13 protein-coding genes are annotated in these 13,386 nt (G+C 50.0%); 1 reads left to right on the top strand and 12 read right to left on the bottom strand.

Annotation, left to right across the window (positions count from 1 at the left end):
- Positions 1–76 precede the first annotated feature (76 nt).
- The 4 genes from L3D05_RS02810 to L3D05_RS02795 all read right to left on the bottom strand — a co-directional run bounded on the left by L3D05_RS02810 (position 77) and on the right by L3D05_RS02795 (position 2,151).
- Positions 77–871, bottom strand: a complete 795-nt coding sequence (locus L3D05_RS02810; protein ID WP_239614368.1) for an HAD family hydrolase — start codon at positions 869–871, stop codon at positions 77–79.
- 12 nt (positions 872–883) lie between these two features.
- Positions 884–1,402: a hypothetical protein gene (locus L3D05_RS02805; RefSeq protein WP_239614366.1), complete on the bottom strand. Its 519-nt coding sequence runs from the start codon at positions 1,400–1,402 to the stop codon at positions 884–886.
- Between the two features lie 14 nt (positions 1,403–1,416).
- Complete coding sequence (locus tag L3D05_RS02800; RefSeq protein WP_239614365.1) at positions 1,417–1,614, bottom strand: DUF896 domain-containing protein; 198 nt, start codon at positions 1,612–1,614, stop codon at positions 1,417–1,419.
- A gap of 123 nt (positions 1,615–1,737) precedes the next feature.
- Positions 1,738–2,151, bottom strand: coding sequence for a LysM peptidoglycan-binding domain-containing protein (locus L3D05_RS02795; RefSeq protein ID WP_239614364.1), 414 nt, complete (start codon positions 2,149–2,151; stop codon positions 1,738–1,740).
- 160 nt (positions 2,152–2,311) lie between these two features.
- On the opposite strand from L3D05_RS02795, the gene lexA reads away from it, so the two are divergent.
- On the top strand, positions 2,312–2,935 hold the full coding sequence (lexA, locus tag L3D05_RS02790; protein ID WP_239614362.1) for a transcriptional repressor LexA: 624 nt from the start codon (positions 2,312–2,314) through the stop codon (positions 2,933–2,935).
- A gap of 735 nt (positions 2,936–3,670) precedes the next feature.
- Here the strand turns inward: lexA and glnA are convergent.
- From glnA to L3D05_RS02750, 8 genes are all read right to left on the bottom strand, one after another.
- The gene (gene glnA, locus L3D05_RS02785) at positions 3,671–4,999 is read right to left on the bottom strand and encodes a type I glutamate--ammonia ligase (RefSeq protein WP_239614360.1); all 1,329 of its coding nucleotides are present in this window, start codon (positions 4,997–4,999) and stop codon (positions 3,671–3,673) included.
- Positions 5,000–5,030: 31 nt separating this feature from the next.
- Positions 5,031–5,444 (bottom strand): MerR family transcriptional regulator, encoded by a 414-nt coding sequence (locus tag L3D05_RS02780; protein WP_169278832.1) that lies wholly within the window; start codon positions 5,442–5,444, stop codon positions 5,031–5,033.
- Positions 5,445–5,547: 103 nt separating this feature from the next.
- The gene (locus L3D05_RS02775; RefSeq protein ID WP_239614359.1) at positions 5,548–6,816 is read right to left on the bottom strand and encodes a methionine gamma-lyase family protein; all 1,269 of its coding nucleotides are present in this window, start codon (positions 6,814–6,816) and stop codon (positions 5,548–5,550) included.
- 36 nt (positions 6,817–6,852) lie between these two features.
- On the bottom strand, positions 6,853–8,142 hold the full coding sequence (hflX, locus tag L3D05_RS02770; RefSeq protein WP_239614357.1) for a GTPase HflX: 1,290 nt from the start codon (positions 8,140–8,142) through the stop codon (positions 6,853–6,855).
- A gap of 60 nt (positions 8,143–8,202) precedes the next feature.
- Positions 8,203–9,183 carry an AAA family ATPase gene (locus L3D05_RS02765; protein WP_239614356.1) on the bottom strand — a complete coding sequence of 327 codons (981 nt, stop codon included), beginning with the start codon at positions 9,181–9,183 and terminating at the stop codon, positions 8,203–8,205.
- Positions 9,184–9,257: 74 nt separating this feature from the next.
- Positions 9,258–9,926, bottom strand: coding sequence for a YdcF family protein (locus L3D05_RS02760; protein ID WP_239614354.1), 669 nt, complete (start codon positions 9,924–9,926; stop codon positions 9,258–9,260).
- Positions 9,926–10,486, bottom strand: a complete 561-nt coding sequence (locus L3D05_RS02755; protein ID WP_239614353.1) for a ribonuclease FAU-1 family protein — start codon at positions 10,484–10,486, stop codon at positions 9,926–9,928. Before L3D05_RS02755 ends, L3D05_RS02760 begins: the two co-directional genes overlap by 1 nt.
- Before the next feature lie 191 nt (positions 10,487–10,677).
- Positions 10,678–13,185 (bottom strand): transglycosylase domain-containing protein, encoded by a 2,508-nt coding sequence (locus L3D05_RS02750; protein WP_239614351.1) that lies wholly within the window; start codon positions 13,183–13,185, stop codon positions 10,678–10,680.
- Positions 13,186–13,386: the final 201 nt, after the last annotated feature.

The following is a 13,386-nucleotide window of genomic DNA, read 5'->3' as shown; positions in this document are numbered from 1 at the left end:
CCCGCCCTTATAGGGAGTGCTCCTTCGTTTTTTTCTTATGTATTGCCTCCACCCGCAGATGGAAGACTGTACTCAATTACCCTATTTTTTGAAGAAGTTCTTTAAGGTCGGTCAGAGACTTAATCTCGTAGGACGGGATGATCTCATCGTTGCGAACGGCGCCATGGCGATTAATCCACACGGATGTCATTCCGACCCGATTCGCTCCAAGAATATCGGTCGTCAATTTATCCCCGACCATGATGCCTTCCTCAGCCGTAATGCCGATCTGTTCCATCGCGTGCGCGAACAGTTTCGGTGACGGCTTGCCTTCGCCGAAGTTGCCTGAAATGACGATAGAATCGAAGTAAGGGATAAGATCGGGCATGCCGTCCAACTTCTCCTGTTGCAGATCCGGCGATCCGTTTGTTAGGAGCAGTAGCTTGTACTTGCCTTTAAGCTCGTCCAATACGGCAAACGTTTCTTCGTATACGTATTTCAAACTACGGCGTTGAGCCGGGAACCACTCCGCCAATTTCTCGCCTAGTTCCGGATTATCGACGCCAAGTGCGGCAAGTCCTCTCGTCCAAGCATTCACGCGGTATTCCGGAGCCAATTGCTGCAGCTTGCGGAACATCGGATGTTCGCCGCGCTCGAATTTCCCCCACAACGCTTCGAATGGGTTAATCCCGATCATCTGCGTAAATCCGTACGTTTCGTACGTTTCGTAGAGCGCTCTAGCTTCACGGCGAACGGACGCTTCAAGCTCCTCCTCATGAAGCCCGGTCGCTTCCGCAGCCAGCTTGCATGTATCCTTGAACGCTTCGCTTACGCTCCGGTCGTCCCATAATAACGTATCATCCAAATCAAACAGAACAGCCTTGACCGACATTGTCACTACTCCTCACTTCTTTTTAACTTCCCAATCGATCTTATGCAATTCAGTGAACGTCCTCAGTCTTTCTTCCATCTGTGAGATTGGGTAACGGTTCATTAACTTCGAGAAAACCCAATTCGCGCCTTTCACGGATTCCACGATAACATATCCGGGTTGAATCGTAATTTTACGAATTTCAGTAGGACGCAGTGTTTTGTAGCCTGTGAATTTGCGCGTTTCAAGCGTGTCCCGACTAACGGCCAAGTAAGGCCGACGCATGTAATAGAAAAACGCTAGGACAACGTAACAAGCTATCGTTACCCAGAATAGCGTCGGGTCTTGCATGAATTGATCGGACCATGGCTGGGCAAGAGTGATATACAAAAGAATCAACATGATCAATAACACCGGCACAATGTAATTGCGTCCGCGAAAACGATCAATTTGCGGTGCATTCGCGGTAATCCCTTTCTTGCCTTCCTTCTTGCGACGCTTGTTAATTTGTTTAGAGTTTTTCTCTACCATCCGTTCCCATGAGCGGGACATAAACTTCCTCCTTATTAATGCTTAATTGTCGGTTCGCCAGGCTCGTCCACGATTTCTATGCGATCCAACTCCTGACGGAAATTTTGCTTGAAGATTGAAATATATTGCCGACGGAGAAGATCGCGTTCTTCAAGTTCGCTTTCGTTCAAACCTTCGGTTTTATTTTTACGGGATAATTCATTAATTCTGTTAATCAATTTATCCATTTCCATAACTGTCTCACTCTCCTTTCATAACTACTCTACTTTGCCATTTTCACAGATACGTTGTCAAGAAGAGCAGAAACACAAATAAAGACCGGAATCATCCGGTCTGGAAGTGATGTTAAATAGTGGTTATTGCAAAATCTCAGCGGGAATAATTAATGCCTGGCCTACGGTAACCTCGGATGAGATCAGACCATTCCTCTCCGTTATTTCATGAACAGCGTATCGCGTATCCATCGAGTCTTTCTTATAGCTCTTAGCAATCTGCCAAAGCGAATCCCCGCTGTCTACGGAGATAACGAACTCCTCCCCGGATGCGGGAGTAACTTCATTGGAAGAAGCGAATGTATGATAGAGCGTAAAGCCGCTAAATAGGATCAGGAATGCGAACAAAAAGAAAACGCCTCTGGCAAACTTCCAATTAGTAACCGATAAAGCACGCTTCTTCACATCGCGTCCCGACTTAGTAAGAGCATATGTACGAGCGGACGTTCGTACCGAAGATGTGGAAGCTGAGCCAACCGATACCCATGAATGCACCATTAAGTTCACCCCAAACATTTGTTCTGGTGTTATCGTAACACGAACATATGTTCATGTCAACGATTTTCGGAACGTTTGTTCTGTAGAACGAATGTTTGTACGAACTCGAGTTCTGTGTTATAATTTGTCATCATGAGCTAATACATAGGGAGGGTTTGGCGTGTCGAAGATGTCCAATCGCCAGAATTCCATACTCGAATTCATTAAGAACGAAGTCCGCGAGAAGGGTTATCCTCCTTCCGTACGCGAGATTGGGGAAGCCGTCGGTCTTGCTTCCAGTTCCACCGTTCACGGTCATTTAGACCGTCTTGAGAAGAAAGGCTTAATCCGCCGCGATCCAACTAAACCACGCGCGATAGAAATTCTAGGAGACGAAGAGGATTCTATTTACAGAATCTCATCCTCCGTTCGCCCGATTCCCTTACTAGGTAAAGTAACCGCAGGGTTACCTATTACGGCTACGGAGAACATCGAAGAATACTATCCTTTACCTATTAACATGGTCGGCGATCAACCCGTCTTCATGCTTTCCGTCGCTGGTGACAGTATGATCGAAGCTGGAATCCATAACGGCGATTACGTCATCGTACGTCAGCAGCCTACCGCAATGAACGGTGATATTGTGGTCGCGATGACGGAAGAAAACGAAGCAACGGTCAAAACCTTCTACAAAGAAAAAGATCATATTCGGTTGCAACCTGAGAACTCAAGCATGGAGCCTATTCGTTTACCTAACGTAAGCATCCTTGGCAAGGTCATCGGATTAATTCGCTCATTCATGTAACTTTAACTTCGCACGACAAAGAGGGGCTGTCTCAGTAGGTCAGATTGTTGACCTATGGAGGCAGCCTCTTTTTAGTTTACATGCTCCCGTCGGTGCCAAATCAACGTTACTCTTCGTTAGCCTCAGTTCGCAATTACAACAGTAACTACTACTTTCCCATTAGATTCAGCACAATCAATCTTTCGTAAATAGGAAAAACAAATTAACTCAATATAGATTAATTACATTGTTTTTAATTTGTCTTCATGACCTCGAATCGAGATACTTTAGACGCTCAAAGGCCAAAAAAGTGCCTTCCCTGTGCGAAATTGGGGGCTCCTTGCGTTTCAAAGCCAAAAAAGTACCTTCGCTATGCGAAATCGTGGTCTCTTTGCATATCAAGGCCAAAAATGTACCTTCGCTGTGCGAAATCGGGTGCTCCTTGCGTTTTAAGGCCAATAAAGTACCTTCGCTATGCGAAATCGTGGTTTCTTTGCATATCAAGGCCAAAAAAGCGCCTATGCTTTGAGAAATCGGGGGCTCCTTGCGTTTCAAGGCCAAAATTGTACCTTCACTGTGCGAAGACGGGTGCTCCTTGCGTTTCAAGGCCAAAAAAGTGCCTTCGCTGTGCGAAATCGGGTGCTCCTTGCGTTTCAAGCAAAAAGTAACTTAAAAGTGTTCGGGGTTGCGGGGTTGCGGGGTTACATCATAAAAAGAAAAAACCCTTCAGCACCGAAGCGCAGAAGGGGATTGAGTTTAGTACATTGTCAGATACTGATCGCGTTCCCATTGGTGGACTTGCGTCCGGTACATATCCCACTCGATTTCTTTCAGTTCGTAGAAGTGGCTAAGAGCGTGATCACCAAGCGCATCGCAAATGATATCGTCGCGCAACAATTCGGCGAGAGCTTCTTTCAAGTTGATCGGCAAGCTTGGGATTCCCGCGTCTTGGCGTTCTTCCTCGCTCATCACGTAGATGTTGCGATCGACAGGAGCCGGGATCGGCAACTTGTTGTTAATGCCGTCTAGGCCCGCTTTCAACATAACTGCAAGCGTCAAATACGGGTTCGCAGCCGGATCTGGATTCCGGACTTCGATGCGAGTGCTCAAACCGCGAGACGCCGGAATCCGGATCATCGGACTGCGGTTACTTGCGGACCATGCAACGTAACATGGCGCTTCGTATCCAGGCACGAGACGTTTGTAAGAGTTAACGGTCGGGTTAGAAATGGCCGCGATACCGCGAGCATGACGTAAAATACCGGCCATATAGTGACGGGCAATGTTACTTAAGCCAAGCTTGTCATTCGCATCGTAGAATGCGTTCTCGCTGCCGCGAAACAGAGATTGGTGGCAGTGCATGCCCGAACCGTTCATGCCGAACAACGGCTTCGGCATGAATGTCGCGTGCAAGCCATGCTGACGCGCAATCGTCTTAACGACGAGCTTAAACGTTTGAATCTGATCGGCCGCTTTAATCGCTGGAGCATATTTAAAGTCGATCTCGTGTTGTCCAGGCGCGACTTCATGGTGCGAAGCTTCGATCTCGAAGCCCATTTCTTCCAGCATAAGAACGATATCACGGCGGCAATTCTCGCCAAGATCCGTAGGAGCCAAGTCAAAGTAACCGCCTTGGTCATTAAGCTCCATCGTAGGATTTCCCTTATCGTCTGTCTGGAACAGGAAAAATTCCGGCTCTGGCCCAACGTTCATAGTCGAGAAGCCCATTTCTTCCGCTTCTTGCAAAGCGCGTTTCAGAATACCACGCGGATCTCCTGCGAACGGAGTACCATCCGGCATATAGATGTCGCAGATCAGTCGCGCGACTTTATTCTCGGTAACCCAAGGGAATACAACCCACGTGCTTAGATCGGGATATAGGTACATGTCCGATTCCTCGATGCGAACATACCCTTCGATCGAAGAACCATCGAACATCATTTTGTTATCGAGAGCCTTCTCCAATTGACTGAACGGAATTTCCACGTTCTTGATCGATCCGAGCAAATCCGTAAACTGCAAACGAATGAATCGAACGTTCTGTTCTTTGGCGATCCGAGTAATGTCCTCACGGGTATAAGTCATGACAGCCTCCTAGAGTGCTTCATATTTAGTCTTATTTGTTTTTGAAAAAACGGGATAACTCGCCTTGAATCAAAGACACCTGACCAGGCCGTTTACCTGTCATCAGCTGCTGCTTGAGCATCCGGTGAAGCTGGGAATCGCTCATCTCGCGTCTCTTTACCTCAGAAACCTCGTTGATGATCGTTCCATCGTTCTCGTCCTGTCCGACCGGGTTCATCACTTGTTTGATTCCTGCAATGTTAACGCCCTTCTCGATCAATGATTTGATTTCCATTAATCTTTCCACATCATTGAAAGAAAATAAACGTTGGTTACCGTCCGTACGAGCCGGCTGAATTAATTCATGCTGCTCATAGTATCGAATTTGGCGGGCGGTCAGGTCGGTCAGCTTCATTACGATGCCAATCGGAAACAACGCCATATTCCTGCGAATCTCGTCGCCCATGTCATACCAACCTTCCAACTATACTTGTTGTTATTGAAATCACTTACATTGTACCCTCGACCCCAAAACGTGTCAAGGAATGTAAGGTTTCCGGCGGCGAAACTCACAAATATCCGCGTTTCCGAAACTCCGTAAGCGCTTGTTTAACGGCAAACTTCACATGCGCGTAAGTAAGCCCGCCCTGCATATAGGCGATATACGGTTCGCGAACCGGAGCGTCGGCCGACAACTCCAAGCTCCCTCCCTGAATGAACGTTCCGGCAGCCATGATGACGGGATGTTCATAGCCGGGCATGTCCCACGGTTCAGGAACGACGTGAGCGTCAACCGCGGCCGCTTTCTGAATCGATTGAACGAAATGGACGAGCTGATCCGCATCCGCGAACCGGATTGCTTGTATGAGGTCCGTTCGCGGATCGTCCCACCGAGGATGGGTTTCGAAGCCAAGCTTAGCGAAGATCGCCGATGCGAAAATACTCCCTTTAACCGCTTGTCCTACTAGCAAGGGCGCCAAGAACAACCCCTGATAGATGGAACGCGTCGTGCCGAGCATCGCTCCGACTTCTCCCCCGATACCGGGCGCCGTCATGCGATAAGCGGCGAGTTCGACCAAACGTTGCTTACCGGCGATGTAGCCTCCGCTTGCCGCGAGTCCGCCCCCGGGATTCTTAATGAGAGAACCGGCAATTAAATCCACGCCAACTTCGGTGGGCTCCTTCTCTTCCGTAAACTCTCCATAACAATTGTCCACGAATACGATACCTTCGGGCCGCAATGCTTTAATCCGCGTTACCATATCTCCGATCTGTTCCACGGTAAAGGAAGGTCTCCAGTCGTACCCTCTAGAACGCTGTATCGCAAACACTTTCGTCCGCTCAGACACTGCTTCCGATACCCCGTCCCAATCCACGCTTCCGTCCGCCAGCAGCGGCACGATTTTCGTTACGACGCCCCAATCCGCCAACGAGCCTAGCCCATCGCCCGGTTTGCCGATAACTTTATGTAACGTATCGTATGGCCGTCCCGTCACGAACAGAAGCTCGTCCCCTGGCCGCAAACAGCCGAACAAAGCTGCCGAGATCGTGTGCGTTCCCGATACAAGGTGCGGTCTCACGATAGCCGATTCCGCTCCGAATACATCTGCGTACACAAGGTCTAGAACTTCCCGGCCGCTGTCGTTATATCCGTAACCGGTCGACGCGGCGAAATGGAAATCGCTCACTCTATGTTTCTGGAAGGCCCGAATAACCTTCCCTTGGTTGCTCTCTACGATTCGATCTTGGAGGCGAAACCTCGGAGCAACTTGCTCTTCGGCTTCTTCCGACCATTGTTCCCATTGCTGTTCAAACTCTGCGTGTATGTGGTCCTGCATCCTGTTCTCCCTTTCATTGTATACGACAACTTCAATTTATTCCGATGCCCGGTAAGGCTCGAGCGCTCGTCCCGACTTTTCCATGTCGGCCGGGTTCAGCCTAACGGAAAGAACCAGGAAGTCCTCGTCCGTGTCTTGCTCGACGACTTCGCCAACTCGGTATGCCAAAGCCGCTAAATCTCCACGGGAGGCCGGAATACGGAATTCAGCCACTTCGCCGAGAATCCGATCCTCGATCGCCTCTCTTAGATGAGTCATATCTTGTTCGACGAAAGCATTCACGCGAATCGTGTCCTGCCCGCCAGTTAACATCGATAAAGCTTCTTCCGAGCTTAGATCAATCTTGTTATAAACGATAAGCGTTGGTTTGCCGCCCGCTCCCAGCTCCTGCAGCACCTCTTCCACGACCTTCTGCTGGCGAACGCGCATCTGGGACGACGCATCGACGACATGTAACAGGAGATCGGCTTCGCCAGCTTCCTCCAAGGTAGCGCGGAAAGCTGCGACAAGATCATGCGGAAGGTTCTGAATGAATCCAACCGTATCCGTTAAGATGATCTCTTTGCCGCTCGGCAAAATCAAGTTGCGAGAAGTCGGATCCAAGGTGGCGAACAGCTTATCTTCCGCTAATACGTCGGCCTCCGTCAATTGTCTAAGCAAAGTCGATTTGCCCGCGTTCGTATAGCCGACGAGCGCGACCTGAACCGCGCCGACTTTACGCCGGCGCTCACGGTGCAGATTACGATGGGCGGTAACCGTCTCTAATTGACGCTTAAGCTCGGTAATCCGGTCGCGGATATGTCTGCGGTCCGTCTCCAGCTTCGTTTCTCCCGGTCCTCTCGTGCCGATCCCTCCACCAAGCCGAGACAGATTTTTGCCGTGTCCCGATAACCTTGGAAGCAAATACGACAGCTGCGCGAGCTCCACCTGTAAAATACCTTCCCTTGTTTTGGCGCGCCCCGCGAAAATATCCAAAATAAGCTGAGTGCGATCGATGATTTTCATATCTAGAACTTCTTCAAGGTTTCTCACTTGCGCACCGGAAAGCTCTTGATCGAAGATCGCGGTAGTCGCGCCTGTCTGTTCGGCAAGCGTGCGGATTTCTTGCGCTTTGCCTTTGCCGACGAAATATCTTTTGTCCGGCACGTCCAGATTTTGCATGATGGAATCGATAACCTCGACGCCGGCCGTATCGGCCAGAGATGCGAGTTCTTCTATAGAATGTTGCGGATCGGCGCCCGATCTTCTGACATTGTCGGTCACAAGACTAACGAGCAATGCTTTTTCCTGCTCCCCGGCTCCCGTGTCATATGTATTTTGTCTCATGTACAACCCTCTTTCTCGTTGCCGGCAATTAGCGTTCAAGAAGTCAGGCAACAACTTCTATCATAAGCTGCGAATGTCTTCAGGGCGAAGAGCCATGAGCTCCGACCGTCCGGGCGAGCTAGCCGGATAATGGGATAACAGCCTTACCGCTTGATAACGTATGGCCCGCTCCAAGACGTTGCGGACATACCTCGCGTTGCTGAAATCGTATACGGATTCCGTCTTTTCCTGAACGAGCAGCTGACGCAGCTTAAACAGCGTTTGCGGCAACATCGTGTATTCTCTTTCTTTCGTCATGCCCTCGGCGATTTGCACTAGCTGGTCAACGGTATAATCGGGAAACTCCATCTGAATCGGGAAACGCGAGGGCAGCCCAGGGTTCGTCAACAAGAAGGCTTCGATCTCCAACGTATATCCGGCTAGAATGAGCACGAACTGATTTTTATAATCCTCCATCGCTTTGACAAGCGTATCGATGGCTTCTTTACCGAAATCCTTCTCGCCGCCGCGCGCCAAGCTATAGGCTTCGTCTACGAACAATACCCCTCCGAGCGACTTTTTAACCAATTCCCTCGTTTTCTGGGCCGTATGTCCGATGTATTCTCCGACAAGGTCTGCCCGTTCTACCTCGACGAAATGTCCCTTCGCCAGCAGCCCCATGCTTTGGAACAACTTCGCCAACAGTCTCGCGACTGTCGTCTTACCCGTTCCGGGATTTCCTTTGAAAATCATATGGTAAACGTGTGCATGGGCTTGCAGGTTAGCTTCTTGACGATACTGCATAATCTGCAACAAAGCATAGATTTCGTATACGAGCTCTTTCACGTTATCCAGCCCGATCATTCGATCAAGTTCCTTTTGCCATTCCGCCCATGGACCTTGGTGAGGCAACGACTTTGCGTTCCCCGCGATTTCCGCCGCATGCGCGTGCCCGGCTGCATCGTGTTCCGAGTTGCGCAAAATCACGTTAATTTGCCGGGACGGCCTCTTCTGTGCGGCAGAAGCTTCCCTTACGTCCGACGTGCTCGCTTTAGCGTTCATCAAGCTTCACCCCATAGGTTTTGAGTCGACGAATATGCCGCAATACCAATGTATTCCGTTCGTCCGATCCCTAGTCATAGGAAGAGCTTCGTTGCGAGCCATTTCGTATAGGCTAATATCTCGCGGGTTTCGTGATAGGACATTTTTAACACCTTGGATTTCATAACGCTCACTTGCACGGGGTTGAACCCAACCGTCTTGGCGATATCAGCGGCTCTAGATCCATGATAATCATGAGTTACGATTACCGCGGTTTGCCATTCTTGCCGATCCATGATGTCTTGCGCGAAAATCAAATTCTCGTACGTACTACGGGATAGCGAATCCATTAAAATATTGGACTCCGGTACTCCCTGCGCGATCAAGTAATTGCGCATTCCTTCAGCCTCGGTGAGCGTCGCCCCATTGCTATCCAAGCCCCCGGTGACGATGAAATTCTTGAAAGATCCCGAACGATATAACGAAAGCGCGTGATCCAGCCTCTCCCGTAGTCCCGGGCTTGGCTCATTATTCCATAAAGTCGCGCCCAGAACGATTCCCACGTCCGCATGGATAGGAGTACCTGGGGCCGGCGTGCCCTCGAATCGGGAAATCCAATAATATAAAGTCGAACACCATGCAATTAGTGCGATCAAGCCGATCGAGACTAGCCACATCGCGGCTTTCCGCCACCTTGGACGCTGCCTAGGCACTGAATAGATCAATGATGTGGCATAACCTTTTCCTCTGGGAAATCCACTCATTAGACGGTTCCTTTCTCCCACCCCAGCTTGTCAAGTAACAGCTTCCTATGCGTTAAGCTTAGGTCGAAATACGGAAATTTATTTTGGTTGATTAGCTCCATTAATCGTCCGGCCGTTTTCTGCGCCATAGCTGAATCGCGTGGAGTGATCTGTCCCTCATCAAGCGCTTCCTCCAGCTCATCCTCGTCAAGCAGAAGCTTCTCGCCCGTCGGCAGAACGACGATGTCCAAGAAGAGATCATCGAACCAAGGTACCTGCTGATCCGTCAAGCCTTGGATTTTGCAAATATCGATGTACCACTGCACGACCTGTCCTTTGTCATCGAACATCGTCGTGACGACGAAATGCTCGCCGCGCGGAAAATGCTGCATCCACAAATAGCCGCGATCCGCTAGGCACATTCTGCGGCCATTATATTCTTTCCATAATGGATCTCTCAGCTCATGGATTCGATATAGGGTGACGAACCCTCTGAAATGAGGTTCTTCCATCGGGATACAAGCGTAGCTTTTCTTAAGTATCCGCCGCCAATTGGCTCGATCCGAAAATTTACGTTTCATAAGCTATTCCTTTCCGTCCGTCCAACGATAGTGTGTAATCCTCGCCGTCTCTACGACAGCTCCATATACTCAAAGCTTACCACAACTTGCCTGCGCGAACCAGTTGACCAACGCCCGGTAATCGTTACAGAACGCAAAGCAGCTGAACCCTACTGGGTTCAGCTGCTGCTCGATACGTATTCGTTCATCCATTACGGTAAAGGATTTTGTACCGGAATGTCCTCCGGAGATGTCCCCGCGTTCTCGCTAGGTGTTGGCGACTCCGTTGGAGGCAACGACGGAGTTTCCGTCGGCGTAGGTGACGGACTAGGCGATGGAGATTCTCCCGGCACCTCGATCTCGATCGGCGGCTGGGAAGATCCGCCGGGTTCTCCTTCTCCGCCTTCTTCCTCTCCCGGCGGTGGCGAACCTCCCAAATCGGACGTGGCCGTCACCGTGACTTGCTCGGATGGCGCGCTTTCCAGCTTTTTGCTCGCTTGATAAGCGGTAACGTAATAACTGAATGTCTGATCGGGTGATACCGTGAGATCGTCGTAGTTCGTCCCCCCCACCTCGGCTAGAAGTCTGAACTCGGCTTCTCCGTTTGCTTTGCGGTAGACCTTGTACGTGATATCTTTGCCTTCGACCGGTGCCCACATTAACTCAACCGTTACTTGCTCCGGCGAATAAGAGGCCATCAGTCCGCTCACTCCGGGAATCTTCTCTTCCTGTTGCAGGCTCGATGGTACCGGGAAGCTTTGGCGTTTCACGCCTTCGAGAGCTTTGGACATGACTGCCGAGAACATGGCGGCTGCTTGACCGCTGCTCTGCTTGAGCAGATGCTCCTTATCGGTTTTGTCATATCCGAACCATACTGCCGCGGTCCACTCCGGCGTGTATCCGACGAACCATACGTCACGGTTTTTACTCGTCTTGTAATTCGGAATTCCCGCTTGCGTCGTTCCGGTCTTCCCTGCTACCGTACGGCCGCTAATGTTTGCCCTAACGCCGGTTCCGCCTTGCTGCGTGACGCCCTTCAGCATCTCGGTAACGTAATAGGACGTCGTATCTTTCATCACTTGCTTAGCTTTGGACGGATTAAAAGAATACACGATATCGCCTTTGTTGTTCTTAATCTCTAAGATGCTGTGAGCATCTTGCAGCTTCCCGCCATTGGCGAACGCCCCGTATGCTCTTGCCATCTCAAGCGGAGTCACCCCGCGGTACAGTCCTCCAAGAGCAACGGAAAGGTTGCGATCTTCTTTTTGTAGCTTAATGCCCAAATTCTCTGCGAAGGATAACCCTGTTTTAATTCCGATTTCATTCAGCAGCCATACCGCGGATACGTTTCGCGATTCCTTGATGGCCTGCTTCATCGGAATGGCGCCCAAGTACTGGTTCTTGTTGGAATTGGAAGGACAGTAATCGCCGTAACATTGCTTGACGTCTTGGACTGTCGACCAAGGGAAGTAATCTCCCGTCTCGATCGCAGGACCATAGTCGATTATGGGTTTGAATGATGAGCCCGGTTGCCGTTGTTGAGTTACCCGATTCATCCCCTGAGTCTCGTAATCCCTGCCTCCGACCATCGCGATTAGAGAGCCGTCATGTTGATCCATGATGACCATCGCCCCTTGAACAGGCCTATCGTCTACGCTTTTCTCGAAACGATCGTTGTTCGCGAATTCCTTCTCCATCGCGAGCTGGGCCTTCGTATTGATTGTCGTCGTAATCGTATATCCGGCACTGCGCAATTCTTCCTCGCTCAAGCCGGTTCTTTCTACCGCTTCGTCTACGACATAATCAATATAGGTCAAATACTTCGTGTTTTTCTTCCCGGTCGTTGCCGTCCCTTCGTACACGACTTTAGCAGCCGCTTCCTTCTCTTGTTCCGTAATGAGTCCTTGATCGAACATCAGCTTCAAGACAACTGCCCGACGCTCCATCGATTTCTCCGGATTAGAAATTGGATTATACACGCCTGGAGCCTTAGGGATACCGGCTAATGTAGCCATTTGCCACAATTCCAGCTTCTCAAGATCGGATACGCCGAAATAAAATTTCGCAGCCGTCTTAACGCCATATTGTCCTTTGCCGAAATAAATCCGGTTTAAGTAAAGCTCGAGAATCTCCTGCTTGCTCTTCTGCTGTTCAAGAGCTAGAGCGATAGATGCCTCCGTCCCTTTACGGAAAACCGTTTTGTCGGCGTTCAAGAATAAGTTTTTGGCCAGTTGTTGCGTAATCGTACTTGCGCCTTCTACGGCGCTCCTTGCAATGACGTCTTTGACCAGTGCCCGACCGATGCCGAGTAGGTCTACGCCGCTATGTTCATAGAAGCGTTTATCCTCTGTCGCCACGAAAGCGTCCTGTAGGAGCTTCGGAATTTGCCCGAACGGAACGAATTCGCGATTACCTTCCGCAACGTATAGCTTAGCGACTTCGTTATTATCCCTGTCGATAATAATAGAAGCTTGATCCAAGTTCAATTTATTGATATTCGCGTTAAGAATGCGTTCTCCGTTCAAGATGATCAGCAAGTACCCGACTACTGCGCAGACGACTGCGAACAATGCTACGAAGAACAGCCAGATCAGCGCAGCCTTCTTCCTGCCTTTGCGCGGGCCTTTAGGGCCTTTACCCTTTCCTTTCCCTTTAGCCCTTACGTTGTTGGAGCTTCTTCCCATTGAGCCAGATTGGCCATGAGCTTCAGTTTGGTTCATCTTATTCTCCCCTTCTATCCCGTTCTCTCTTGTCTCTTTTTATCTCTAATTTACCCAACATACACGACTTCACCCGTAGCCTGCGCGACTTACGCATAAAGAAAGAACAACCCGGTGAGGGGTTGCTCAAGTTCCGGCCTATTGTGTTAGACGCATGTTATCTTGGAAAAGTTTCACGAACCCTTTGCCCGCAGGCTTCCG

The organism is Cohnella mopanensis (assembly GCF_022352055.1).
Lineage (GTDB): Bacteria > Bacillota > Bacilli > Paenibacillales > Paenibacillaceae > Cohnella > Cohnella mopanensis.
The sequence above is the reverse complement of the archived record's forward strand: the minus strand, read 5'-3'. Positions and strand labels throughout refer to the sequence as shown.